25 protein-coding genes are annotated in these 23,399 nt (G+C 65.8%); 17 read left to right on the top strand and 8 right to left on the bottom strand.

The window, feature by feature from the left end; genetic code table 11:
• Positions 1-21: 21 nt before the first annotated feature.
• Positions 22-810 carry a ribose-5-phosphate isomerase RpiA gene (gene rpiA / locus Q1A71_RS13590; protein ID WP_299676964.1) on the bottom strand — a complete coding sequence of 263 codons (789 nt, stop codon included), beginning with the start codon at positions 808-810 and terminating at the stop codon, positions 22-24.
• A gap of 330 nt (positions 811-1,140) precedes the next feature.
• On the opposite strand from rpiA, the gene Q1A71_RS13585 reads away from it, so the two are divergent.
• From Q1A71_RS13585 to Q1A71_RS13575, 3 genes are all read left to right on the top strand, one after another.
• Positions 1,141-1,833 (top strand): glutathione S-transferase family protein, encoded by a 693-nt coding sequence (locus tag Q1A71_RS13585; RefSeq protein ID WP_299676962.1) that lies wholly within the window; start codon positions 1,141-1,143, stop codon positions 1,831-1,833.
• Positions 1,834-3,207, top strand: a complete 1,374-nt coding sequence (locus Q1A71_RS13580; RefSeq protein WP_299676959.1) for an L-serine ammonia-lyase — start codon at positions 1,834-1,836, stop codon at positions 3,205-3,207.
• Between the two features lie 61 nt (positions 3,208-3,268).
• A complete protein-coding gene (locus Q1A71_RS13575) occupies positions 3,269-4,198 on the top strand; it encodes a DMT family transporter (RefSeq protein ID WP_299676957.1) in 930 nt (309 codons plus the stop codon).
• Here Q1A71_RS13575 and Q1A71_RS13570 read toward each other — a convergent pair.
• Positions 4,104-4,790 carry a thiamine diphosphokinase gene (locus tag Q1A71_RS13570; RefSeq protein WP_299676955.1) on the bottom strand — a complete coding sequence of 229 codons (687 nt, stop codon included), beginning with the start codon at positions 4,788-4,790 and terminating at the stop codon, positions 4,104-4,106. The genes Q1A71_RS13575 and Q1A71_RS13570 overlap by 95 nt on opposite strands.
• A 174-nt stretch (positions 4,791-4,964) precedes the next feature.
• On the opposite strand from Q1A71_RS13570, the gene Q1A71_RS13565 reads away from it, so the two are divergent.
• Entirely contained in the window at positions 4,965-7,817 is a 2,853-nt protein-coding gene (locus Q1A71_RS13565; RefSeq protein WP_299676953.1) for a hypothetical protein, read from the top strand.
• Positions 7,818-7,847: 30 nt separating this feature from the next.
• On the opposite strand, the gene Q1A71_RS13560 is transcribed toward Q1A71_RS13565, so the two are convergent.
• Positions 7,848-8,072, bottom strand: coding sequence for a DUF2842 domain-containing protein (locus tag Q1A71_RS13560; RefSeq protein ID WP_299676951.1), 225 nt, complete (start codon positions 8,070-8,072; stop codon positions 7,848-7,850).
• An 8-nt stretch (positions 8,073-8,080) separates the two neighbouring features.
• Complete coding sequence (locus Q1A71_RS13555; protein WP_299676949.1) at positions 8,081-9,376, bottom strand: adenylosuccinate synthase; 1,296 nt, start codon at positions 9,374-9,376, stop codon at positions 8,081-8,083.
• Positions 9,377-9,540: 164 nt separating this feature from the next.
• Between Q1A71_RS13555 and Q1A71_RS13550 the strand changes: the two genes are divergently transcribed.
• Entirely contained in the window at positions 9,541-9,936 is a 396-nt protein-coding gene (locus tag Q1A71_RS13550) for a DUF6524 family protein (RefSeq protein ID WP_299676946.1), read from the top strand.
• Between the two features lie 230 nt (positions 9,937-10,166).
• Here the strand turns inward: Q1A71_RS13550 and Q1A71_RS13545 are convergent, their stop codons facing one another.
• The 3 genes from Q1A71_RS13545 to nthA are packed head-to-tail and all read right to left on the bottom strand — an operon-like array spanning position 10,167 to position 11,799.
• On the bottom strand, positions 10,167-10,505 hold the full coding sequence (locus Q1A71_RS13545; RefSeq protein ID WP_299676944.1) for a nitrile hydratase accessory protein: 339 nt from the start codon (positions 10,503-10,505) through the stop codon (positions 10,167-10,169).
• Positions 10,502-11,173: a nitrile hydratase subunit beta gene (gene nthB, locus Q1A71_RS13540; RefSeq protein ID WP_299676941.1), complete on the bottom strand. Its 672-nt coding sequence runs from the start codon at positions 11,171-11,173 to the stop codon at positions 10,502-10,504. Before nthB ends, Q1A71_RS13545 begins: the two co-directional genes overlap by 4 nt.
• Positions 11,170-11,799, bottom strand: coding sequence for a nitrile hydratase subunit alpha (nthA, locus tag Q1A71_RS13535; protein ID WP_299677054.1), 630 nt, complete (start codon positions 11,797-11,799; stop codon positions 11,170-11,172). Before nthA ends, nthB begins: the two co-directional genes overlap by 4 nt.
• A gap of 320 nt (positions 11,800-12,119) precedes the next feature.
• Between nthA and secG the strand changes: the two genes are divergently transcribed.
• Together secG and Q1A71_RS13525 are read left to right on the top strand one after the other, a co-directional pair.
• Complete coding sequence (secG, locus tag Q1A71_RS13530) at positions 12,120-12,485, top strand: preprotein translocase subunit SecG (RefSeq protein WP_299676938.1); 366 nt, start codon at positions 12,120-12,122, stop codon at positions 12,483-12,485.
• Positions 12,486-12,653: 168 nt separating this feature from the next.
• On the top strand, positions 12,654-14,300 hold the full coding sequence (locus Q1A71_RS13525) for a CTP synthase (RefSeq protein WP_299676935.1): 1,647 nt from the start codon (positions 12,654-12,656) through the stop codon (positions 14,298-14,300).
• Between the two features lie 14 nt (positions 14,301-14,314).
• Here the strand turns inward: Q1A71_RS13525 and Q1A71_RS13520 are convergent, their stop codons facing one another.
• Complete coding sequence (locus Q1A71_RS13520) at positions 14,315-15,127, bottom strand: hypothetical protein (RefSeq protein ID WP_299676932.1); 813 nt, start codon at positions 15,125-15,127, stop codon at positions 14,315-14,317.
• A gap of 304 nt (positions 15,128-15,431) precedes the next feature.
• Between Q1A71_RS13520 and rlmJ the strand changes: the two genes are divergently transcribed.
• The 10 genes from rlmJ to Q1A71_RS13470 all read left to right on the top strand — a co-directional run bounded on the left by rlmJ (position 15,432) and on the right by Q1A71_RS13470 (position 23,397).
• The gene (rlmJ, locus tag Q1A71_RS13515) at positions 15,432-16,232 is read left to right on the top strand and encodes a 23S rRNA (adenine(2030)-N(6))-methyltransferase RlmJ (RefSeq protein WP_299676929.1); all 801 of its coding nucleotides are present in this window, start codon (positions 15,432-15,434) and stop codon (positions 16,230-16,232) included.
• 33 nt (positions 16,233-16,265) lie between these two features.
• Positions 16,266-16,919: a hypothetical protein gene (locus Q1A71_RS13510; protein ID WP_299676927.1), complete on the top strand. Its 654-nt coding sequence runs from the start codon at positions 16,266-16,268 to the stop codon at positions 16,917-16,919.
• A 6-nt stretch (positions 16,920-16,925) separates the two neighbouring features.
• A complete protein-coding gene (locus Q1A71_RS13505) occupies positions 16,926-17,363 on the top strand; it encodes a TerB family tellurite resistance protein (protein ID WP_299676925.1) in 438 nt (145 codons plus the stop codon).
• A 37-nt stretch (positions 17,364-17,400) separates the two neighbouring features.
• Complete coding sequence (locus tag Q1A71_RS13500; protein WP_299677051.1) at positions 17,401-17,841, top strand: TerB family tellurite resistance protein; 441 nt, start codon at positions 17,401-17,403, stop codon at positions 17,839-17,841.
• Positions 17,838-18,578: a PhnD/SsuA/transferrin family substrate-binding protein gene (locus Q1A71_RS13495; protein WP_299676923.1), complete on the top strand. Its 741-nt coding sequence runs from the start codon at positions 17,838-17,840 to the stop codon at positions 18,576-18,578. The genes Q1A71_RS13500 and Q1A71_RS13495 overlap by 4 nt, the downstream gene beginning before the upstream one ends.
• Before the next feature lie 119 nt (positions 18,579-18,697).
• Complete coding sequence (locus tag Q1A71_RS13490; RefSeq protein ID WP_299676920.1) at positions 18,698-19,483, top strand: ATP-binding cassette domain-containing protein; 786 nt, start codon at positions 18,698-18,700, stop codon at positions 19,481-19,483.
• Positions 19,484-19,509: 26 nt separating this feature from the next.
• Positions 19,510-20,235, top strand: coding sequence for a transporter substrate-binding domain-containing protein (locus tag Q1A71_RS13485; protein WP_299676917.1), 726 nt, complete (start codon positions 19,510-19,512; stop codon positions 20,233-20,235).
• Between the two features lie 55 nt (positions 20,236-20,290).
• Positions 20,291-21,178 (top strand): ABC transporter permease subunit, encoded by an 888-nt coding sequence (locus Q1A71_RS13480; protein ID WP_299677048.1) that lies wholly within the window; start codon positions 20,291-20,293, stop codon positions 21,176-21,178.
• Positions 21,175-21,981 carry an ABC transporter permease subunit gene (locus Q1A71_RS13475; protein WP_299676915.1) on the top strand — a complete coding sequence of 269 codons (807 nt, stop codon included), beginning with the start codon at positions 21,175-21,177 and terminating at the stop codon, positions 21,979-21,981. The genes Q1A71_RS13480 and Q1A71_RS13475 overlap by 4 nt, the downstream gene beginning before the upstream one ends.
• Positions 21,982-22,062: 81 nt before the next feature.
• Positions 22,063-23,397 (top strand): glutamine synthetase family protein, encoded by a 1,335-nt coding sequence (locus Q1A71_RS13470; protein ID WP_299676913.1) that lies wholly within the window; start codon positions 22,063-22,065, stop codon positions 23,395-23,397.
• Positions 23,398-23,399: the final 2 nt, after the last annotated feature.

The following is a 23,399-nucleotide window of genomic DNA, read 5'->3' as shown; positions in this document are numbered from 1 at the left end:
GGGCCCCACGCCGGCGGTGCCTCAGTCGGACAGGTCGGCGAAGAGGTTGTCGCTCTCGACGAACTCGAGCCGTCCGGTTTCGATGGTACCCTTGTCGACGTCGCGCACCTCGGTCCGGCCGTCTCCGTAGCCGACGATGACCTGATCGCAGATGCCGATGAAGAGGCCGTTTTCCACGACGCCCGGGATCTGGTTGAGCGCCACCGCCAGCTGCCGCGCATTGCCGATGCGCTTGAGGTGCAGATCGAGGATGTGGTTGCCCTCATCGGTGCGGAACGGGGCATCGCCCTTCAGGCGCAGCACCGTCTCCCGGCCTAGCACGTCCATCGAGGTGAGCGTTTCCTCCACCAGCGCCTGCGTGGCCTGCCAGCCGAAGGGGATCACCTCCACAGGCAGCGGGAAGGCGCCCAGGGTTTCGACCGCCTTGCCTGCGTCCGCAATGACCACCATGCGGTCCGAGGCGGTGGCAACGATCTTCTCCTGCAGATGCGCGCCGCCGCCGCCCTTGATCAGGTCGAATTGCCCGTCGAATTCGTCGGCCCCGTCGATCGTCAGATCGAGCCACTTGGCCTCCTCGAGGGTGATCACGTCGATGCCGACTTCGCGGGCCAGGGCCGCGGTCTGGCTGGAGGTGGGCACGGCCTTGAAGTCGAGGCCGCCCTCGCGGACCATCTCGCCGAGACAGCGCACCAGCCAGACGGCGGTGGAGCCGGTGCCGAGCCCCACGCGCATCCCGCGCTCCACCATCTGCGCGGCGCGCTTTGCGGCGACGAACTTGGCCTTGTCGATGGGGGAGAGGTCGGAGGGCATGGGCAGGACTCCTTGGGCAGCCGTTTGCCGCCTTATAGGAAACTCGCGCAGGCAGTGCGAGGGCTGATTTCGGACGGTCGGTCAGCCCGGGGCCTGCGCCCTCTTCGGCAGATCCCGGACCCGACCGCGACAGGGCCCCAGGGCAGTGTTCGGAGGAGAAGAAGCGCCCTCTCCCCCATCGAGGGGGGTCGGGCGCTGCCCGGCGGAAGAGCCGGGCCGACCAGCGGAGCCGGTCGGCAGACGACCCACCCGTCGCGCCAGATCCGCCGCGCGCTGCAAAGCGTCGCTTTTCGCAAGCCACTGAAGGGGGAATCGCGCTATGCGCCCAGTATGGCCGCACCCCGTTACATATTGCATTACGCGCCCGACAATGCCTCGCTCGTCGTGCGCCTGGCCCTCGAGGAGCTCTCGCTGCCCTACCGCACGCATCTTGTGGACCGCCGCACCGCCGCGCAGCGCGCACCGGCCCATCTGGCGCTCAACCCCGCGGGTCTGATCCCCGCGCTGGAGACGCCGGAGGGCCCCCTGTTCGAAACCGGCGCCATCCTGCTCTGGCTCGCCGACCGGCACGGGCATCTCGCCCCGGCCCCCAACAGTCCCGCGCGCGGCACGACCCTGAAATGGTTGTTCTACCTCTCCAACACGCTGCACCCCGCGCTGCGGATGCTGTTCTACCCGTCGGCCTACGTCGGCCCCGGCGCCGACGATCAGGCGCGGCTGCGCGATCGGACCCGCGCCAACATCCTCCGATGCCTGGAGATCCTCGACAGCCATTGGACGCCGGGCGAAGCGCCCTCGGTGCTCGACCTCTACCTCGGCCCGATGCTGCGCTGGCTGCAGCTCTATCCGCGCGACAGCGATCCGGGCTGGTTTGCCCTTGCCTCTTTCCCCCGGCTGCACCACATGTCGCTCATGTTGGAGACCCGCGCCAGCACCCGCGCCGCCCAGGCGGCGGAAGGCCTCGGCCCGACACCATTCACCGCGCCGCAGGCGCCGACGCCCTCAGAAGGAAGCGCTCTTTAGATGTTCCTCTCCGTCTTCGAGATGTTCAAGGTCGGCATCGGCCCCTCCTCCTCGCACACGATGGGCCCGATGGTGGCCGCGGGCCGCTTTCTCGACCTGATGCGCGCCTCGCCCTTTGCCTTTGCCGGGCTGCGCGCCTCGCTGCACGGCTCGCTCGCCTTCACCGGCGTGGGCCACGCGACCGACCGCGCCACCATTCTCGGGCTTGCGGGCTTCGTGCCCGACACCTATGACCGCGAGAAGGCCGACGCGGCACTGGACGAGATCAAGGCGCGCAAGAGCATCCGGCCTGCGGGCCTGCCGGAGCTTGCCTTCGACCCGGCCAGCGACCTCATCTTCGACTTCGACACACCGCTTGAGGGCCACGCCAATGGCATGATGCTGATGGCCACGGACGCCCAGGGCGACGTGATCCTGCGCGAGACCTACTACTCCATCGGCGGCGGCTTCGTGATGACGGAGGCCGAGCTTGCCGCCGGCAAGGACACCGACGACGGCGCACCCGTTCCGTTCCCGTTCAAGACCGCCGCCCAGATGCTGGAGATGGCCGCGGCCTCGGGCCGCTCGATCGCCGCGATGAAACGCGCCAACGAAATCTCGCGCGGCGGCGCCGAGGGGTTGAAGACGGGCACGCAGCGCCTCTGGCAGGTGATGAACGACTGTATCGACCGCGGACTCAGCACCGAAGGCACCCTGCCCGGCGGTCTCATGGTCAAGCGCCGCGCCAAGGGCATCCACGACAAGCTGATGGCCGAGCGCGGCATGAACCTCACCCCGCCGCATACGATCAACGACTGGATGAGCGTTTATGCGATGGCCGTGAACGAGGAGAACGCCGCCGGGGGCCAGGTCGTCACCGCCCCCACCAACGGGGCCGCGGGCGTGCTGCCCGCGACCCTGCGCTACTATCTCGACCACGTGCCCGGCGCCTCGGAGGCCCATGTGGAGGACTTCCTGCTCACGGCCGCCGCCATCGGAGGGCTGGTGAAATACAACGCCTCGATCTCCGGCGCCGAAGCCGGCTGCCAGGCCGAAGTGGGCTCCGCGGCCGCCATGGCCGCCGCCGGGCTCTGCGCGGTGATGGGCGGCACGCCGGAACAGGTGGAAAACGCCGCCGAGATCGCGCTGGAGCACCACCTGGGCATGACCTGCGACCCCGTGAAAGGCCTGGTGCAGGTGCCATGCATCGAACGCAACGGTCTGGGCGCGATCAAGGCCGTCTCCGCCGCCTCGCTCAGCCTGCGCGGCGATGGCACGCATCTCGTCCCGCTTGACGCCTGCATCGAGACCATGCGGCAGACCGGCGAGGACATGGCGGAGAAATACAAGGAAACCTCGCTCGGCGGCCTGGCCGTGAATGTGCCAAACTGCTGAAAGTTGAGTCATCTTGTAAGCAATTCTTGCATTGATTGAGGGGCGCCTTTACGGTCCGCCAATGACCGCTGATCGCCCTCTGCTTGGTATCATGCTGATGCTTGGATTTTGCATCCTGGCACCGGTTGGCGATGCCGTGGCCAAGATCCTCGGACAGACCGTGCCCGTCGGCCAATTGGTGCTGGTGCGCTTTGCGGTGCAGGCCATTGTGCTGATCCCGCTGGTCTGGCTCACCGGGCGCGTCTGGCAGATGCGCGGACGCCTGCTGACACTGACCTTCGTGCGCACGCTGCTGCACATCCTCGGCATCGGCGCCATGGTCACCGCCCTGAAATACCTGCCGCTCGCCGATGCGGTGGCCATCGCCTTCGTGATGCCCTTCATCATGCTCATCCTCGGCAAATACGCCCTGAAGGAAGAGGTCGGCCACCGCCGGCTGCTGGCCTGCCTCGTCGGTTTCATCGGCACGCTGCTCGTGGTCCAGCCCAGCTTTCAGGAGGTCGGCTGGCCCGCATTGCTGCCCATCGCGGTGGCCGTCAATTTCGCCCTCTTCATGCTCGTCACCCGCCAGATCGCCCGCGACGCCGACCCGATCAGCCTGCAGGCGGTCAGCGGCGTGATGGCCATTGCGGTGATGGCGCCAACCCTGCTGATCTTCCAGAACAGCGGCCTGTGGAACCTGCAGCTCGTCGCCGTCAGCTCCTATGAGTGGAGCCTGCTGCTGAGCATCGGTCTTCTGGGGACCGTCGCCCACCTGCTCATGACCTGGTCGCTGCGCTATGCGCCGTCAGCCACGCTGGCGCCCATGCAGTACCTGGAGATCCCCTTCGCCACCGTGATCGGCTTCGTCATCTTCGGGGATCTGCCCAATTCGCTCGCCGCCGTGGGCATCCTGATCACGATGCTTGCGGGGCTCTACGTGGTGCTGCGCGAGCGGGCCACCGCGCGGGCTCTGGTAGCGCCTGCAAAATCTCCGCAACCGCTGCCATAAAGCTGCGCGGCAACAGACACAGCATCGCCGGCGCATCCATCTCCAGCATCAGATCACCGGTCGCGCGGTTGGACGTGCCCGACACACCGTCCGGTGCAAACTGCAGCCCCTCAATGGGCCAGGTCAGCCCCTCGGACCGCCCCGTGACCGCCCCCATCGGAAACAGCGAAACACGGGTGCCGGGCGCCATCGGGATCCGCAGCTGCCGCGGGCAGAGAAAGATGATGTCCTCCGCGCCGACCAGAAGACAGGTCACATCCGGGCGCATCACCAGCGTGTGCATCGCCGCCAGCTGATGGTCAATCCGCAACCCGCAAAACCCCACCGCAACGATCAGAGGCGCCGCGATGCTGCGCAGGGCCTTGTCGAAGTCGGTGCTGTCCTGCTCCGCGATCCGGTGCTGCCGATCCGCCGGAATCCGGGCCAGAGCGCCCTCCGAGATGGAGTCCATATCTCCGATCACGGCGGCGGGCGACACGCCTGCCGCCAGCACCGCATCCGCACCGCCATCCACCGCGACACAGGTCGGTGCAAGCGCCAGTGCAGCCGCCAGATCTCCGTCCGGCAGCGCCCCGCCTCCGACCAAGGTCACGGCAGCTGATTTATCTACAATTTTAGTATTCACCTAAGTTTAATGCCCTTTTTGGAAACAGAACATAGTGTTGCCACGAAATGATACCGCAATGAGCACAGATTCGCGCCGGTTTGAACGGGTCCGATATGGTAAACGACCCATTGAGATCGCGCAGAGGATGAGCATCCGATGATGACGAACAACAAGATTTTGACAGTCTCTTATGGAACGTTTTCCTGCACCCTGGAAGGCTTTGACGATTCCTTTGGGACAATGAAGGTCATTGCGGAGTACTTTCGTGATCTTGCGGCGGATGACCGCTATTTCGGCGCGGAACCGCCGCAGCCCGATGCCGATATGCTGGCCCGGATCGCCGAACGGGAAGTCGCCCGCCGCGTCGAAGCCCAGGAGCGTGACGGGCAGATTCTGCTCAAGGCGCATGACGATCCCCTCCCCCGGCCCCCGGCCGCGACAGCCGAGGACCCCCCCGCGCAGGCGGCCACCGGCGATCCGGATGGGCCCTCCGATGACGCCGCGCAGCCCGAGAGCGCAACCGAGGCGCAGGCCCCGATCACCGCTGAAGATACACCTCGGGACCACCCGGAGGCACAGGCCGATGCGGTCGCCGAGGCACCGGCAGACGAAGCGGAGAGCCCTCCTGCCGCAACACCAGAGCAGGCGCCCGCACCGGATGCAGCAGCCGTCGATGAGAGCACCGCACCTGTCGCCGAGGCGCATGTGGAGCCACAGGCAGAGCACCCGGACGCCCCCGCCACCGAGGACGACATCGCCGATGCACCGCCGGACGAGTCGGACACGCCGCGTCCCGAGGCCACAGAGCAAGAGGGCGCCCCCGTCGCGGAGACCACGGCGCAAAACGACGCAGCCCCTCCGCTGGAAGACCAGCATGCCGTCGCGGATGCGGAGGGTGACAACGCCCCCGAGGAGGACGCATGGGAGGATCAGCTGGACGCGGCGCTCGCTGAGGCCGCAGAAGACGCGCACGCGCCCGTCGCAGAGGCCGTCCCGCCGAGCGACGCCGCCGCGCCGCCGGAAGACCCACACGCCGTCGCAGAGGCTGAGCATGACGGCGCCGTCGAGGAGGACGCAGCGGAGGACCAACCGGACGCAGCGCACGCCGAGGCCGCAGAAGACACACACACGCCCATCGCAGAGGCCATCCCGCCAAGCGAGGCCCCCGCGCCGCCGGAAGACCAGCACACCGTCGCAGAACCGGGGGATGACAACGCCCCGGAGGCGGAGGACCACCTCGAAGATGAGGCCATCGCACCGTCCGACACTTCGGACGAAGACCCCCCGGCCCCGCAACAGATCCGCGCGTCGGACGTTTTGGATGTGGCAGCGCAGGATGCTCAGGCCTTCTTCGCCGACAGCCCGCCATCGGACACCTTCGAGCCCGAAATGGACGTCGACCTCGACGCGCCCGCGCCCTTCTCCGCCTTCGACACAGCCGCCCCCGTGCCGCAGGACGAGAAACCGCGCGGCGCGTCTTCGGAGAGCCTCGCCGCAAAACTGCAGCGCATCCGCGATGTCGTCTCGCGCCATGACGACGAGATCTATGAGGAGGACGATGTCTCCGAAGAGACGCCGCCCGCCATCGACGTCCCCGACGCCACAGCGGAGATGGAGCGCGACGCAGACCAGGAGACCGCGCCCCTCGACAGCGCTGATCTGACCGCCTGGTCACAGGACATCGACGACGCCCTGGCCGATGAGGAGCCGGGCGACACGGACACCGTTGCAACGGTACAGGACCCCGACGCTGACGGCGAGGATGACATTGCCGCCCTGCTCAGCCGGCTGGATGAGCGGACTGCCGAGGAGGACGCCTCCCCCGAGACGGCGATCGAGACATCCTTTGACGCGCTCGTCGAAACCCTCGCGCCTGACGACCCCCCTGCACCCGAGGAGACGGATGAGCCTCAGGCCACCGACAAGCCGCGTGCCGCTGATGAGGCTGATGAGGCTGATGAGGCTGATGAGGCTGATGAGGCTGATGAGGCTGATGAGGCTGATGAGGCTGATGATATCGACGAAAACCTCTTTGACCAGATCGTCGACGACCCCGAACCCGAGGCGACCGACACCCCCCCGACGGCACAGGACGCCGAGCCCGACGAAGTGCCGGAGGAGCTGTCCTCTGAGATCGCACCCGTCAAAGGGCGCGTCCTGAAGGTCGACCGCGCAGACCTCGAGGCCGCACTCGAAGCCGGTGATCTGGAGGAGTTCAACACCCGCCCCGTGCTCTCCGCCGCTGAGGAAGAGGCGCTCCAGCGCGAACTGGAGGCCGTCGCCACCGGCGCCGACGACGAGACCGGCGCGGCCCCCTCCGAGGAGCAGGGTCCCCGCGCCGTTGAAACCCACAGCGCCGAAGACGTCTCGCGGCTGATGGCCGAGGCAGACCAGCAGATGAAGGAGCCCGAGGGCGCCACCCGGCGCAGCGCCTTCGCCCATCTGCGGGCCGCCGTGGCCGCGCGTTTTGCCGACAAGACCATGCAGACAGACCCGCCCGAGGAAGACACCACCAAGGCCTACCGCAGCGATCTCGCCGAGGTCGTCAAACCCCGGCGCCCCTCAGCCTCGGGCGCGCGCACCGAACGCCCGACGGAGACGCAGCCAAGGCCGCTGAAACTGGTCGCCGAGCAGCGGATCGACACCGACGCCCCGCCGCCAAGCGACCCGGTCACACCCCGCCGCGTCGCGGCCACCCTGGAGGACGATGCCGACTTCATGCAGGATACCGGCTTTGCCGACTACAGCGAAGAGGTGGGCGCCACCACCCTGCCCGAGGTGATGGAGGCGGCAGCAGCCTATCTTTCCTTCGTCGAGGAGCACGCGCATTTCTCCCGCCCGCAGCTGATGACCCGCGTGCGCCAGGCCGACTGCGGCGCATTCAGCCGCGAAGACGGGCTGCGGTGCTTCGGACAGCTGCTGCGCGCCGGAAAGATCAAGAAGATCGAGGGCGGACGGTTTGCCGCCTCCGACGCGATCGGCTTCCAACCCGCCGAACGCGCCGCCAGCTAGGCGCGGCCCGATCTCCGGGCCCGCGGGCCTCTAGCGTTCGGGCCCGTCCGGATCAGCCTGGCCAACGCCCTTGAAGATGAACTTGAACGGCAGCGCCCAGACGATCCCCAACACCACATAGACCAGCAGCTCCACCAGCAAGGAGGGGCGCTCCAGCCAGTTGATCACCGAGACCGCCACGACGATGTAGATCGGCAGGCCGACCAGCAGGATCAGCAGCGACAATCGGCGGCGTGTTTTGTAACTGACGGGCATCAGGTCTCTCAGTCGGAAAACGGATCCGTCACAAGGATCGTGTCCTCGCGCTCGGGCGAGGTAGAGAGTAGTGCGACCGGACAGTTGATCAACTCCTCGACCCGCCGCACGTATTTGATGGCGTTGGCGGGCAGATCCGCCCAGCTGCGCGCACCTTCGGTGGAGTCGGACCAGCCCGGCATTTCTTCGTAAATCGGCGTGCAGCGCGCCTGGTGATCGGCCGCAGTGGGCAGGTAGTCCATGCGCGTGCCGTCCAGATCGTAGCCCACGCAGATCTTCAGCGTTTCAAACCCGTCGAGAACATCGAGCTTGGTCAGGGCAATCCCGTTCACGCCGCTCGTTGCGCAGGTCTGACGGACCAGCACCGCATCGAACCAGCCACAGCGCCGCTTGCGCCCGGTCACGGTGCCGAATTCCCGCCCGCGCTCGCCCAGACGCTGGCCATCGGCATCGTCGAGCTCGGTCGGGAACGGCCCCTCGCCCACCCGCGTCGTATAGGCCTTGACGATGCCCAGCACGTAGTTGATCGCCCCGGGCCCGATACCGACCCCCGTCGCCGCCTGGCCGGCAATCACATTCGACGAGGTCACAAAGGGGTAGGTGCCGAAATCGATGTCGAGCAACGCGCCCTGCGCGCCTTCGAAGAGAATGCGGTGCCCCGCCTTGCGCTTCTCCCCCAGCACGTTCCAGACCGGCGCGGCATAGCGCAGGATGTGGGGAGCCACCTCAGACAGGCGGGCGATCAGCCCATCGCGGTCAACCGGCGCGATGCCCAGGCCCTTGCGCAGCGGGTCGTGGTGCTGCAGCGCCCGGTCCACCCGCGCCTCCAGCGTCGCGGGATCGGCCAGATCGGCCACGCGGACCGAGCGCCGCCCCACCTTGTCCTCATAGGCCGGGCCGATGCCGCGCCCGGTCGTGCCGATCTTGGTGCCTTTGGAGGCTGCCTCTTCCCGGGCCCGGTCCAGCTCCCCGTGAATGGGCAGGATCAGCGGCGTGTTCTCGGCGATCATCAGGGTCTGCGGTGTGATGTCGACCCCCTGGCCGCGGATGGTCTCGATCTCCTCCAGCAGATGCCAGGGGTCGAGCACCACGCCGTTGCCAATCACGGACAGCTTGCCGCCCCGCACCACACCCGACGGCAGAGCGTTGAGTTTATAGACCTTTCCGTCGATGACCAGCGTGTGACCGGCGTTGTGGCCGCCCTGGAACCGGGCAATCACATCGGCCCGCTCGGAGAGCCAGTCCACGATCTTGCCCTTTCCCTCATCGCCCCATTGCGCGCCGACGACGACTACGTTGGCCATGGCTGATCCCCTTGTGCTGTTCCTCGAACCCGCGCCCGTATAGCGGCGCAGCGGTGACGGCGAAAGCGAAAAAGCCGGCGCGTCAGACCCTGCGCATTGCGCATAGACTTTTGCGCCATTGCGGGCTTAGGTCTGCGCAACGGCACGGCAGGAGAGCAGACGGAATGGGGTTTCTGACACGGTGGTTCTGTGCGTTTGCGCTGCTGGCGCTGACGTTCAACCCCACGAAGTACAACTACATCAAATGGGTTCAGGACTATGGCGGGATGAACCTGTCGATCGCCGTGCTGCTGGGGCTGCTGCTCGCCATCGGCTACATCATCTACCTGCGTGCCACGCTGCGCTCTATCGGGCCGGGCGGCATGATGCTGGTGCTGGCGCTGGTAGGGGCCCTGATCTGGGTGTTCCACGACCTCGGGATTCTGCGTCTGGACAATTCCAGCCTGAACGTCTGGCTCGGGCTGGTCGCGCTGTCGCTGGTGCTCGGGATCGGGCTGAGCTGGAGCCACGTGCGCCGGGCGCTCTCCGGTCAGTCGGATGTGGACGACATCGACGAGTGAGGGCGCGGCTGCTTTCGGGGACGGGTGTTTGTCACTCTCGGCGCACGAGCGGCAGGTATGCAGCACAGAGCCCCGGATCACGGCGGGTCGGGTGGCGTGAGGCGCGCCGGGCGATGGTCTGAACGGTCGATCGAGGCTCCGGATTGGGAGGGGAGCGCCCTCGCCCCCGTCGAGGGGGGTCGGGCGCTGCCCGGCGCTTTGCGCCGGGCGGGACGATCCCGAAGGTCCGGTCAGCCCTGCCCCCCGCCGCGCTCCTCGGCCAGGTGGACCGGCGCGCCGTGGGGTGTTGCGAGATAGGCCGCCTTCCAGGCCGCCCTCAGTTCCGCCACCTGATCTGCCCGCGCGAGATCACGCTCCGACAGCAGCGCTTCGAGCGTCTCCAGCCAGGCGCTGAAATAATCGTCTCCCCCGTCGAGATCCTTGGCAAGCCCGTGACGTTTCAGGGTGGCGCCGAAGCGCTGCGCCCACTCCGGCCAGCTAAAGTGCCCTGCGTCATTCAGATGCACCGTCAGCGCGAACACCTGCGCATGCCAGGGCTCTGAAAAGACCGGCTCCGGCGCGCCGCTCATGCGGGCTCCAGATAGCTCTGCCACAGATCCAGCACCACCTCATCCTCCGGATGTTCGGGGTGGCTCCACAGCTCCACGGCACGGACCGCCACCGCATAGAGCGGCTCTGCCGCATCGCCGAGACGATGGGCGGAGCTGTCGGGCAGGAGATGCGTGCCGTGACAGCGCAGGATGCGACCGGTCACGCCCGCGGCATAGGCGGGCAAGCGGGTGTGCCCCCCGTCCACCAGCACATTGGCGGCGATCTTTCGGGTTCGGACCGCATCGCACGCGTGAAACAGCTGCGGCACATCGCTGGGCCGTGTGGCCGGCCCGCCCGCCGCCAGCACCGCCGCGACCCGGTCGGCCGTCAGGGTCGTGGGCACTGGGGCTGCATCCGCCTGCGCGCCCTCCGCAAGTTCCGTGCGGCTGACCAGATCGGCCTCCACCAGCAGATCGGCCAGCGCGGCCATCCACTTCTCGTAATAGGAAAACCGCCCGTAGTCGGCGGGCGACAGCCGCTCCCGCGCATGGCGCGACACATCGATGTTCCACGCCCCATGCGCGCCCGCAGCCAACGTCACCGCCAGCGCCCGCTTGTGCCACTCGGCATCGAAGAGGACGCCCTCCGGCTCGGGGATCACCGGCCCGTCGCCGTAGCGCCCGCCCATATCGTGCATGCGGGTCATGGCGCCGCGGCCCCGTCCGGGCGCCGCGCCAGGGCGGTCCCGATCATGCTGTCGCGCGTGACCAGCCCCTTGAGCGCCGTCTCGTCCAGGCCCTCGGTGCCGTCGGGTCGCTGCGGAAGCACCAGATAACGGACCTCCGCGGTCGAATCCCAGACCCGCACCGCCGTCTCCCGGGGCAGCGTGACCCCGAACTCCGCCAGCACCGCCCGGGGCGCGCGCACGGCCCGCGCGCGATAGGCGTCCGACTTGTACCACCCCGGCGGAATGCCAAGCAGCGGCCACGGATAGCAGCTGCAGAGCGTACAGACGACCATGTTGTGCACGTCTTCGGTGTTCTCAACCACCACCATATGCTCGCCCTGCCGCCCATAATAGCCAAGCGCGCGCACCACCGCCGTCGCATCCTCCAGCAGCGCCGCCTTGAACGCCGGATCGCTCCAGGCCCGGGCCACCACATGCGCCCCGTTCTGCGGCCCGATCTTGGTCTCATAGGTGTCGATGATCGCGTCGAGCGCGGCCGGATCCACCAACCCCTTGCGGGTCAGCAGCGTCTCGAGCGCCTTGATGCGCAAGGCAGGATCCGGCGGCAGAAGGCTGTGCGGGTGGTCGGAATGATCATGAGGCATGGCCGAACTCTGCTGCGCGTTTGGCGGGATGTCCAGCGCCATGCCGCCGGAGTTATCCACAGGCCCGCATTTGCGCGCGATTTTTCCGGCAAAACGTGGTACCGTGACAGCACGAAGTGAGTCTGCAGCGCCTCAATTCCAGGATAACCCTCTTAATCGGGCGCATGAGAGAACAGCTTCAACAGACCGTCGCCCGACGGAACCCTCAGGCGGCGGTCTTGCCGCGTGGATATGCCGCCGCGACGCGACAATCCTCCCTTGCGAGCCACCGCAAACTTGCCTAGATACCCCTGAACGCGCACGAACCACAGTGGACCCTCATGGAAAACGTCGTCCTGATCATTCATCTTATCCTGGCGCTGAGCCTGATCGCCGTCGTACTGATGCAGCGGTCGGAAGGCGGTGGCCTGGGGATGGGCGGCGGCGGAGGCGGCGCCATGACCGGACGCGCGGCCGCAACGGCGCTCGGCAAGGTGACCTGGCTGCTGGCGATTGCGTTCATCTGCACGTCCATCACCCTGACGATCTTCGCGGCGGAAAACGCCACCGGCTCGTCGGTGGTGGATCGCCTCGGCGTGACCCCACCGGCGCTCAATGACAGCAGCACGCCGGAGGTGCCGGAAGGCGACCTGTTGCTGCCGCCCGGGCCGGATGACAACGCGCCGCTGGTGCCCACGCTGGATTAATCTCTGACTACAACCCCTTGCGGATGCGCGATGTTTCGCAACATGATGTTGCGTCACGTCTTGCGCTCCCCATCCGAATCCTGATAGGCTTAAGTCCCGTGGAGCTGTGACGTTCACAGCCGATCAGGTCGGCTTTTGACGGCCAAATGCACGGGAGCATATCGGACCATGGCACGTTATATCTTCATCACCGGCGGCGTGGTCTCCTCCCTTGGCAAGGGGCTCTCGTCCGCCGCTCTCGGCGCGCTGTTGCAGGCCCGCGGCTTCTCGGTGCGGCTGCGCAAGCTGGATCCCTACCTCAACGTCGATCCCGGCACCATGTCGCCCTTCGAGCATGGCGAGGTCTTCGTGACCGATGACGGCGCCGAGACCGACCTCGACCTGGGCCATTACGAACGCTTCACCGGCGTGCCCGCCCGGATGACCGATTCCGTCTCCTCGGGCCGCATCTATTCCAACGTGCTGGAGAAGGAGCGGCGCGGCGACTACCTCGGCAAGACCATCCAGGTCGTCCCCCACGTCACCAATGAGATCAAGGCCTTCCTCGACATCGGCGGCGACGAGGTCGACTTCATGCTCTGCGAGATCGGCGGCACCGTCGGCGACATCGAAGGCCTGCCGTTTTTCGAGGCGATCCGCCAGTACAGCCACGACAAGCCGCGCGGCCAGTGCATCTTCATGCATCTGACGCTGCTGCCCTATCTGGCGGCCTCGGGCGAGTTGAAAACCAAGCCCACCCAGCACTCCGTCAAGGAGCTTCAGTCCATCGGCATCGCGCCCGACATCCTTGTCTGCCGCTCCGAACATCCGATCCCCGAAAAGGAACGCGAGAAGATCGCGCTCTTCTGCAACGTGCGCAAGGAGGCGGTGGTCGCGGCCTATGATCTGAAAACGATCTACGATGCGCCGCTCGCCTATCACGAACAGGGGCTCGACCAGGCGGTGCTCGACGCCTTCGACATCTCCCCCGCCCCGCGGCCCGATCTCAGCGTCTGGCAGGATGTCTCGGACCGGGTGCACAACCCCGAAGGCGAGGTCAAGGTCGCCATCGTCGGCAAATACACCCAGCTGGAGGACGCCTATAAATCCATCGCCGAGGCGCTCACCCACGGCGGCATGGCCAATCGCGTCAAGGTGCGCGTCGAGTGGGTCGATGCCGAGGTCTTCGATCAGGCCGACGACGTGGCCCCGCATCTGGAAGGCTTCCACGCGATCCTCGTGCCCGGCGGCTTCGGCGAGCGTGGCACCGAAGGCAAGATCAAGGCCGCCGAGTTCGCCCGCACGCGGAAAGTCCCCTATCTGGGCATCTGCCTCGGCATGCAGATGGCGGTGATCGAAGCCGCGCGCAACGTGGCCGACATCAAGACCGCCGGCTCCGAGGAATTCGACCACGAGGCGGGCAAGAAGCGCTTCGAGCCGGTGGTCTACCACCTCAAGGAATGGGTGCAGGGCAACGCCAAGGTCTCGCGCAAGGTGGGCGATGACAAGGGCGGCACCATGCGCCTTGGCGCCTATGATGCGGTGCTCACCGCCGGTTCGAAAGTGGCCGAAGTCTACGGCACCACGACAATCGACGAACGCCACCGCCACCGCTACGAGGTCGACATCAAGTATCGCGACAAGCTGGAGGGCGCGGGCCTGTGCTTTTCCGGCATGTCACCGGACGGCAAGCTGCCCGAAATCGTGGAATGGCCGGATCACCCCTGGTTCATCGGCGTGCAGTTCCACCCCGAACTGAAGTCTAAACCTTTCGATCCGCATCCGCTTTTTGCCGATTTCATCCGCGCGGCCAAGGACATCTCGCGCCTGGTCTGATCGGGGCAGGCCGGTCAGATATTGCCGAAATGGTGCAGCACCACGCGCCCGGTGGACAAGAGCAGCAGGATGATCCCGCCGCGCCGGCTGGTGTCGCCCATATGCTCGGACTCGATGGTCGCCCGGAAGATCCCCGCCGGACGGCGGTCAAACTCCTGCGCGCCCTGGCAGGTGAAGTCATCGGCCTTGGTCTTGAGGTACGCATAGACCGCCCCCCGGGAGTCGAACCGGGTCAGCCCGTCGCCCCCGGCACTTTCGGCCAGATGCGCGAAGGATCGGCCATGAGTGCGATAGTCGCCTGCCGCAATCTGCACCTTCAGATCGTCGAGCCGCGCGCCCCACTCCTCCTTCTCCAACTCGGTCTGCTGGCGGGCGGCTTCCTCTTCGCGCGCGCGCCGGTCCTCCGGCGATTCGCGCAACTCCGGCGCCTCCGCCGCCGCCTCGCCTTCGGCCTCGACCAGCGCAGTGCCACTGACTTCATAGAGCGTGTCCGACGAGAGCTTGTCGACCTTGTCATCGTCGGTGACGTCCTGGAACGCGCCGAAGGCGGCATCATCCTGGCTCATCGCCAGTTCCCGGCGGCTGCCATAGACCTTGCCGTTGATCACCACCTTGCGCTGGATCGGCGGGCCCGACCCGGATGGCACAGCCTGCCCTGCGTCGGCCTTGCGTTGCAGCAGCTGCAACCGGCTGACCGCCGGGCTGCGGTCCGCCGTCTCCTGCCAGTGCGTCGCCGCCGTCTCTGCGCGCGACTGGCTTTGGGAGGAGGCGGGCGCGGGGGCTCTGGCGGGCGCTGCGGGTCGGCGCTGGGGGGCGATGCGGGACATATGTGGCGACTCGGCAGTTGGGGATACCCGCATAAGCTGTAGAGCGAGGGCGCCCGCCGATCAACGGTCTTGCGCGATCCGGGCGCCGCGCGCCGCGGTCACGCTTTGGCAGGATTTCGGGGCGCGCGCCCTGTTAACCCCGCCCGCACCGACGCGCGCACCGACAAAATACCGACGTGATACCGACGTGATACCGACATGGGTTTTGCCATGTGAGCCTGCGTTAACGGGTGAGTCGCGCGGTTTGGCACAATCGGCGCCGTTAACCGTTGCGCGCGCGCCGCATTCAGCTAAACGAAATCCCATGCTCAGCTACCAGCACATCTACCACGCGGGCAATCTCGCCGACGTGCACAAACACGCGCTGCTGGCGTGGATGCTCTCCTATCTCACCCGCAAGGACAAACCGCTGAGCTACATCGAGACCCACGCGGGCCGCGGCCTCTACGATCTGTCCGGCGCCGAGGCGAACCGGACCGGCGAGGCCGCGCAGGGCATCGAGAAGGTCGCAGGCTGGTTCGACCCGGACCACCCCCTCAGCCGGGCGCTGCAGACCGTGCGGGACCGCCACGGCCCCCGCTGCTACCCCGGCTCCCCGCTGATCGCCCATGCCCTGCTGCGGCCCTGCGACAGCCTGCACCTCGCCGAGCTGCACCCCCGGGAATACGCCGCCCTGTTGGCCAGCCTGCCGCCCAGGGCGGCGCGCTGCGCCCAGCAGGACGGCTTTGCCCTGGCCCATGCGCTCACCCCGCCCACACCGCGGCGCGGGCTGCTGCTGATCGACCCCAGCTACGAGATCAAATCCGACTACATGGATATTCCGCGCCACATCGCGCGCCTCACCCGCGCCTGGAATGTGGGGATCATCTGCCTGTGGTATCCGATCCTGACCACAGAAATTCACGCTAAGATGCTGACACAGCTTCAAAAAACGCATCCCGACGCGATGCGGCATGAGGTCCGTTTCCCCCCGGCGCGCGCCGGGCACACTATGGTCGGCTCCGGCCTCTTCGTGATCCGCCCCCCCTTCGGCATCGCCGAGGAGGCCGTGCAACTCACGGAAAAGTTCAAGACCCTAAACCGCAGCGGATCCTCCAAGCCCTAGGCAGACATCGGTTTGCATGCCAAGGTGCGGGTCATGCGTCTGCTCCTGATCCTCAGTCTGGTCATTGCAGGTCACGCGGCGCGGGCCGCGTGCGACACGCCGATCTGTCTGGTCGATCCCGACGGGCTTGATCTGCCGCTCGTCATCACCTTCGAAGAGATCCGCTCCGGCCACGGCCCCGGGCACCCGATCCCCGACGTGCTGGTCACCGATGGCGCCCGCTTTGGCGAGCGGTTCGCCGGACAGATGCTGTCGGCCAACGGCGATCATGACGCCGTCACTGGGACGGTCCTGCCGCCCCTGACCGTGCTGCCGGGCGCCGAGGGGCAAAACCTGTCGGTGGTCTATCTCAAGGGCAACAAGATCCTGAACGGCTATGGCGTCGCCGGATACCCCAAACGCCACGCCCAGGGAGAGGGTGCGATTGCCTTCCTCTTCGACACCGATCAGTCCGCGCTGTCCTTTGAGTTGCGCGGCGGCGAGGACGGGGCCGCGATTGCCGTATTCTACCAGCGCACGGGTCAGGAAATCATGGCGCTGGAGCTGCCCCCCGCAGGCGAGCACGCCTTCGGGTTCCTGCGTGCGACAGGCGAGGCTGACATCGCCGGCGTGCTGATCACCAACACCGATCCGCAAGGCCTCGCGCTCGACAACATCCGCTTTGGAAAACCCCCTGATCTCAGCTAATACCCTATGTTTGAACGCCTTTTTCCGCGCCGAAAGCCAGACCCGACGCCTCTGCCGCAGCCCAATGCACAGCTTGCGCTCGGCGCTCTGCTGGTGCGGGTCGCGCTCGCCGATCAGAATTATCAGGCCTCCGAAGTGGGGCAGATCGACCGCATCCTGGCGGCGACATTCGGTCTGAAGCCGCTGGAGGCGGCCAAGCTGCGCGCCACCTGCGAGGCGCTGGAACGGCACGCGCCCGGGACACCCGAATTCGCACAGATCCTGCGCGACGAGGTGGCCTATGATGACCGCAAGGCGCTCGCCGATGCGATGTGGTCGGTGGCGCTGGCAGATGGCACCAGGGACGCCGCCGAAGAGCTGCAGCTTCTCGCCATCGAGACGGCGCTCGGGCTGAGCGATGACGACATCGCCGCCGCCCGCGATGCCGCGTTGCGACAGGAGTGACATTGGCACCCGCCCAAAACCCGACTATATCGCGACCATGTTTGCAGATTTCATAAAGCGGTTGACCCAACCGAACGACGAGGCGCTCCCCGATGAGGACGCCCGTCTGGCCCTGACCGCGTTGCTGGTGCGGATCGCACGATCCGACAATGACTACAGCGAGAGGGAGAAGGCGCGGATCGACCAGATCACGGCGCGGCGCTACAATCTCGGTCCCGGTGCGACATCCGCCCTGCGCACTGAGGCGGAAGCGCTGGAGGCAGAGGCCCCCGACACCGTGCGCTTCACCCGTGCCATCAAGGACGCCGTGCCCTATGAGGAGCGCTGTGCGGTGATCCGGGCGCTGTGGGAGGTCGTTCTGGCAGACGGCGCGCGGGCGCAGGAAGAAGACGCGCTGGTCCGGATGGTGAGCAACTTCCTGGGCGTGAGCGACCGCGATTCCGCCCTTGCCCGGCAGGCCGTCGACGGCAGCGCATGATCGCCAGCCTGCCGATGTACGACACGGAGGGCACACGCGCCGCGAACGACCGGCTGTGGGCCCTGATTCGGCAAGCCTATGGCGCCGGCCCTCCGACGCTGGATCGGCAGACGGATCCGCACCAGATGTGGGCCTCGCCCGACCTTGTGCTGTCCCAGACCTGCGGTCTGCCCTACCGCAGCCAGTTGCATGACCGTGTGACACTGGTGGGCACGCCCGATTATGACGTCGACGGGTGTCCGCCGGGCTACTACAGGTCGCATGTTGTCGTGCGAAGAGATGACCCGCGGCCAGACCTGGCGGCCTTCAGGCGCGCACGGCTTGCCCGCAACGATGTGCGCTCTCAATCCGGCTGGGCAGCGATTGAGGGGCATCTCTCTGAAAACGAATATGATTTCAGCTTTTCGGGTTGGACCCTCGACACAGGCAGCCACGCGGGATCGGTGCAGGCCGTGGCAGCGGGGCGCGCGGATATCGCAGCGATTGACGCGGTCACCTGGGCTCTGCTCGCCCGTGACACGGCGCTGACGTCCGAGCTCAGAATTCTGCTCTCCACCCGTCCCACACCCGGGCTGCCCTTGATCACCGCCAAAGCGCGCGAAGCGGCCCCACTCTTTGCCGCCGTCAAGGCCGCACTCCAGGACCTCAGCGCGGCGGATCGGGCGCAGCTCCTGCTGAAAGACCTGATCCCGATCCCCCCCGCCGCCTATCTTGCCGAGCCGTTGCCGCGTGCCTGAAATCCGCCCGCTGCTCCGAAAATCTGCACATCTGACCCGGCGGAAGCACGCGTTTGCCGCTTTCCGCGTTGCAAAATACCAAAAATTAACCCCTTATATCGGCCTGAAACTTGCGTGGGATGGTCACCTTGACTGCTGAGCAACCGGTTATTGAAATCAACGGCCTGCACAAAGCCTATGGCACGCTCGAAGTGCTCAAGGGTGTCAGCATCTCAGCACCGAAGGGTCATGTCATCTCGCTCATCGGGTCATCGGGCTCGGGCAAGTCGACGCTGCTGCGGTGCTGCAACCTGCTGGAAGACAGCCAGCAGGGCGAGATCAGGTTCAAGGGCGAGCCGGTGAGCTGGAAGGGCGAGGGGCACAACCGCCGACCGTCGGACCCGGCACAGGTGCTGCGGATCCGGACCAACCTGTCCATGGTGTTTCAGCAGTTCAATCTCTGGGCCCATATGTCGATCCTGCAGAACGTCATGGAAGCCCCGCTGACCGTCCTGAGACGCGACCGCGCCGAGGTGGAAAATGCGGCACGCGCCTATCTCGACAAGGTTGGGATCGGCGACAAATGCGATGTCTATCCCGCACAGCTCTCCGGTGGGCAGCAACAACGCGCCGCCATCGCGCGCGGCCTCTGCATGGAGCCCGAAGCGCTGCTCTTTGACGAACCGACCTCCGCGCTCGATCCCGAGCTTGAGCAGGAAGTGGTCAGGGTGATCAAGGATCTGGCCGCCGAAGGCCGTACCATGATCATCGTGACCCATGACATGAAACTGGCCGCCGATGTTTCGGATCACGTCGTGTTCCTGCATCAGGGGCTGATCGAAGAACAAGGGCCGCCCGAGACGCTCTTCGGCGCGCCCAAATCCGAACGATTGCGCGGGTTTCTTTCCGCAACTCACGCAGCGTAACCAAACAAAAACAAGGGAGTACTCTCATGAAACAGCTTATTCTTTCGACAGCGGCTCTGGCACTGTCGGCCGGTATGGTCCTTGCGGACGGCCATGGAAAAACCATCCGGCTCGGGACGGAAGGCGCCTACCCTCCGTACAACTTTCTGAACGATGCGGGCGAGGTTGCCGGCTTTGAACGCGAGTTGGGCGATGAGCTTTGCGCGCGCGCTGAGCTGACCTGCGAATGGGTCACCAACGAATGGGACAGCATCATCCCGAACCTCGTCTCCGGCAACTACGATGTGATCATCGCGGGTATGTCGATCACCGACGAGCGGGACGAGGTGATTGATTTCACGCAGAATTACACGCTGCCCGATCCCTCGGCCTATGTCGCGGCCTCGGAAGATGCCGATCTGGAAAACGGGGTTCTGGCCGCTCAGACCAACACCATCCAGGCCGCCTTCATTGCGGAGAGCAGCGCCACGCTGGTGGAATTCGCCACACCCGAAGAGACCATCGCAGCCGTGAAGAACGGCGAAGCGGATGCGGTTCTGGCGGACAAGGCCTTTCTGACCCCCATTGCCGATGCGGACCCTGACCTGATGATGCTCGACCAGGAAGAGCTGATCGGCGGTGGCATCGGGCTCGGCCTGCGCGAAAGCGACACCGAGCTGAAAGAGAAACTCAATGCGGCGATCGCCACCATGAAAGAGGATGGTTCGCTGAACGCGCTTTTGACCAAATGGGAAATCTCCGGTCAGTTCTGATCTGACCGGGGCGGGGGCAGCCATTTGCTGCCCCCACTGACGATGCGGGGCGATTATCTTTAGTTTTTGTACAGATCCGAGCACCCTACCCGACTGGCAATGGATGGCCTGCTACCTCACGACGGGGAAGCACATGTCCATCTATTATTCGGTGTTTACCGTCCTGATCCTGCTTGCGGTCACGGCCCCGATCGCCTTGCTCTTCGGATTTGTCGGGGCCTCCGCCGCACGCTCGCGGATCGCCCCGCTGCGCTGGTTCGCTCAAGGCTACATCGCCATCGTGCGCGGCGTACCCGAAATCGCCTTCTTCTTATTCTTCGTGATCGCGCTGGATCAGGGCATTGAGTATCTGCGCCACAAGGCGCTCTGTCCTGACTGGTCGGAACCGATCCGGCAAGGCAATGACTTTGTGGTCTGTCAGGCGGCCAAGGTGCCCCTGGGCAGTGCGCCGCAATGGCTGCATGAGACCTACGGCTTTGCGCTCGCGGTGCTCACCTTCGCCATCGTTTACGGCGCATTTGCGGCCAATGTGCTGTTTGGTGCGATGCGCGCGGTTCCGCGGGCCCAGCTCGAGACCGCGGAGGCCTACGGGATGACCCAGCGCCAGACTTTCTGGCGCGTGCTTGTGCCACAGATGTGGGTCTACGCGCTGCCCGGGCTCAGCAATCTCTGGATGGTTCTGATCAAGGCCACGCCGCTGCTGTTTCTGCTCGGCGTCGAAGACATCGTCTATTGGGCGCGCGAGCTCGGCGGCACCAAGACCCCGCGCTTTACGGATTACCCGCACGGCGACTGGCGCATGTGGTACTTCCTCGCTCTGCTGGTCTTCTACCTGCTCTTTACCCGCGTGTCCGAGATCGTTCTGGGGCGCATCATGGCGCGTCTGACCAAAGGCCAGGCCACCGCCGGGGGCGAAGCGCAGCGGAAAGCGGCAACCGCATGAGTTGTTGGCAGACCATCCAGGACTATGGGTTGCGCGCCATCGGGATCGGAGAGCGCTTGCTTCCGCGGGACGACTTCACACTATGCCAGCAGTTCACGTTGATCGGCTCCGGTATGATCTGGAACATCTACTTTGGCCTCTTTGCCCTGATGCTAGGCTTCTTCCTGGCCACGGCGCTGGCATTGGGCAAGGCATCGTCCCGCACAATCCTGCGCAAACCGGCGGAGTGGTTTATCTTCCTCTTCCGAGGCTCGCCGCTGTTCATCCAGTTCTTCTTTGCCTATTTCCTGTTTCTGAACCTCAAATCCGTTTCGCCGATCTTCGATCCGTTCACCGCGGCCTGGCTGGGGGCTCTGATCGTGCTCTTCTTCAACACGGCGGCCTATTCGGGCGAGATCTTCTATGGCGCGCTGCAGTCCATCCCGAAGGGGGACACCGAAGCTGCCGATGCCTACGGTCTCTCCGGGTGGGCCCGGTTCCGGCGGGTTGTCTGGCCGACCATGCTGCGGCTGGCCTGGCCCGCCTATACCAATGAGGCGATCTTTCTGTTTCAGGCGACGGCACTTGTGTTCTTCTCGGGCTTTCCCGCCTGGCAGCAACGCGGCGACGCGCTCTATTACGCGAGCTACTTCGCGGACAAGACGTTCAACCCCTTCGTGCCCTACCCTATCTTGGCGTTTTACTTCATCCTGCTGACGCTGGTGATCATTTCGCTTTTCGGACTGGTGAATGCCCGGTTGAACCGCCATCTGCCGCAGAACATGCGGCGCAAAATCAGGTTGCGCCTCAACTTGGTCCGGTAGTATCCCTGAATTTGATCAAATTATGAACCGCCCCGGAAACCTGTGATTCACCGCGTCACCGTTCCGCGGCACCGGTGACCCATGAAGAACTGGCTTCGCAAAAATCCACAGGTCCGCACCATCCGGGTGGCCGCATCAGACCTCAATGGCCAGCCACGGGGCAAGCGCATTCCGGCCCGATACGCCGACAAGGCGATCGAGGGGGGCACCCGCTTTCCGATGTCTGTGCTTAACCTCGATATCTGGGGCGAAGACATCGACGACAGCCCGCTGGTGTTCGAACATGGGGACCGGGACGGGGTTCTGAAGCCGACCGAGCGGGGGTTCATGCCAATGCCCTGGCTTGACGCGCCGACTGCGCTGCTTCCGATCTGGATGTTTCATGAGGACGGCCGACCGTATGACGGCGATCCGCGCCATGCCCTCAACGCTGTGCTCGACCGCTTTGCAGCGCGTGGGCTGACACCGGTCTGTGCGATGGAGCTGGAGTTTTTCCTGATCGACGACTCGGGGCGGACCCTCCAGGTCCCGCCCTCTCCCCGGTCCGGCAAGCGGCGCGTCGCGGGAGAGATCCTGTCGCTGCGGGCGCTCGACCAATTCGACAGTTTTTTCACCGATCTCTACGATGCCTGCGAGGAGATGGACATCCCCGCAGACACCGCCATTTCCGAAGCGGGCCTCGGACAATTCGAGATCAACCTCATGCATTGCGACGATGCCTTGCGCGCCGCCGATGACGCCTGGCTGTTCAAGATGCTGGTGAAAGGGATCGCCCGCAAACATGGGTTTGCCGCAAGTTTCATGGCGAAGCCCTACGAGGATTACTCAGGTTCCGGGCTGCACGTGCACTTCTCCGTGCTCGATGCGGAGGGTAACAACGTCTTCGACAACGGCGGAGCGGACGGGACGGATATCCTGCGGCATGCGGTGGCTGGGTGTCTTGATGCCATGCCAGGCTCCGCGTTGATCTTTGCGCCGCATGCCAACAGCTTCGACCGGATGGTACCAGGCGCACATGCGCCGACCGGGATCAGCTGGGCCTATGAGAACCGCACCTCGGCCATCCGCATCCCCTCGGGGGCGCCGGCGGCCCGGCGCATCGAGCACCGGGTCGCCGGTGGCGACGTCAACCCGTATCTCATGTTGGCGGCCGTTCTGGGCGCCGCCATTGCCGGGATCGAGGATGCGGCTGAACCGCCCGCACCGATCACGGGCAACGCCTACGATCTCGATCTGCCGCAGATCCCGGGCGACTGGCCCACCGCCATAGATACGTTTGAGAACAGCTCCCAGATCGCGCGGATCTTCGCCCCCGATCTTGTCCGCAACCTGGTGCTGACCAAACGGCAGGAGCTGCGCGACATGCAGGAGCTCTCGCCCGCTGAGCAGGTGGCAATCTATCTCGATACGGTGTGAGG

It is taken from the genome of uncultured Roseobacter sp. (assembly GCF_947493125.1).
Classification (GTDB): domain Bacteria; phylum Pseudomonadota; class Alphaproteobacteria; order Rhodobacterales; family Rhodobacteraceae; genus Roseobacter.
Note: the sequence above shows the minus strand (reverse complement) of the source record. Positions and strands in the feature narration are given on the sequence as shown.

Excerpts from the sequence above, each read along its gene's own strand:
- rpiA (WP_299676964.1), bottom strand. The coding sequence starts at position 810 with ATGCCCTCCGACCTCTCCCCCATCGACAAGGCCAAGTTCGTCGCCGCA.
- Q1A71_RS13585 (WP_299676962.1), top strand. The coding sequence starts at position 1,141 with ATGGCCGCACCCCGTTACATATTGCATTACGCGCCCGACAATGCCTCG.
- Q1A71_RS13580 (WP_299676959.1), top strand. The coding sequence starts at position 1,834 with ATGTTCCTCTCCGTCTTCGAGATGTTCAAGGTCGGCATCGGCCCCTCC.
- Q1A71_RS13575 (WP_299676957.1), top strand. The coding sequence starts at position 3,269 with ATGACCGCTGATCGCCCTCTGCTTGGTATCATGCTGATGCTTGGATTT.
- Q1A71_RS13565 (WP_299676953.1), top strand. The coding sequence starts at position 4,965 with ATGACGAACAACAAGATTTTGACAGTCTCTTATGGAACGTTTTCCTGC.
- Q1A71_RS13560 (WP_299676951.1), bottom strand. The coding sequence starts at position 8,072 with ATGCCCGTCAGTTACAAAACACGCCGCCGATTGTCGCTGCTGATCCTG.
- Q1A71_RS13555 (WP_299676949.1), bottom strand. The coding sequence starts at position 9,376 with ATGGCCAACGTAGTCGTCGTCGGCGCGCAATGGGGCGATGAGGGAAAG.
- Q1A71_RS13550 (WP_299676946.1), top strand. The coding sequence starts at position 9,541 with ATGGGGTTTCTGACACGGTGGTTCTGTGCGTTTGCGCTGCTGGCGCTG.
- Q1A71_RS13545 (WP_299676944.1), bottom strand. The coding sequence starts at position 10,505 with ATGAGCGGCGCGCCGGAGCCGGTCTTTTCAGAGCCCTGGCATGCGCAG.
- nthB (WP_299676941.1), bottom strand. The coding sequence starts at position 11,173 with ATGACCCGCATGCACGATATGGGCGGGCGCTACGGCGACGGGCCGGTG.
- nthA (WP_299677054.1), bottom strand. The coding sequence starts at position 11,799 with ATGCCTCATGATCATTCCGACCACCCGCACAGCCTTCTGCCGCCGGAT.
- secG (WP_299676938.1), top strand. The coding sequence starts at position 12,120 with ATGGAAAACGTCGTCCTGATCATTCATCTTATCCTGGCGCTGAGCCTG.
- Q1A71_RS13525 (WP_299676935.1), top strand. The coding sequence starts at position 12,654 with ATGGCACGTTATATCTTCATCACCGGCGGCGTGGTCTCCTCCCTTGGC.
- Q1A71_RS13520 (WP_299676932.1), bottom strand. The coding sequence starts at position 15,127 with ATGTCCCGCATCGCCCCCCAGCGCCGACCCGCAGCGCCCGCCAGAGCC.
- rlmJ (WP_299676929.1), top strand. The coding sequence starts at position 15,432 with ATGCTCAGCTACCAGCACATCTACCACGCGGGCAATCTCGCCGACGTG.
- Q1A71_RS13510 (WP_299676927.1), top strand. The coding sequence starts at position 16,266 with ATGCGTCTGCTCCTGATCCTCAGTCTGGTCATTGCAGGTCACGCGGCG.
- Q1A71_RS13505 (WP_299676925.1), top strand. The coding sequence starts at position 16,926 with ATGTTTGAACGCCTTTTTCCGCGCCGAAAGCCAGACCCGACGCCTCTG.
- Q1A71_RS13500 (WP_299677051.1), top strand. The coding sequence starts at position 17,401 with ATGTTTGCAGATTTCATAAAGCGGTTGACCCAACCGAACGACGAGGCG.
- Q1A71_RS13495 (WP_299676923.1), top strand. The coding sequence starts at position 17,838 with ATGATCGCCAGCCTGCCGATGTACGACACGGAGGGCACACGCGCCGCG.
- Q1A71_RS13490 (WP_299676920.1), top strand. The coding sequence starts at position 18,698 with ATGGTCACCTTGACTGCTGAGCAACCGGTTATTGAAATCAACGGCCTG.
- Q1A71_RS13485 (WP_299676917.1), top strand. The coding sequence starts at position 19,510 with ATGAAACAGCTTATTCTTTCGACAGCGGCTCTGGCACTGTCGGCCGGT.
- Q1A71_RS13475 (WP_299676915.1), top strand. The coding sequence starts at position 21,175 with ATGAGTTGTTGGCAGACCATCCAGGACTATGGGTTGCGCGCCATCGGG.
- Q1A71_RS13470 (WP_299676913.1), top strand. The coding sequence starts at position 22,063 with ATGAAGAACTGGCTTCGCAAAAATCCACAGGTCCGCACCATCCGGGTG.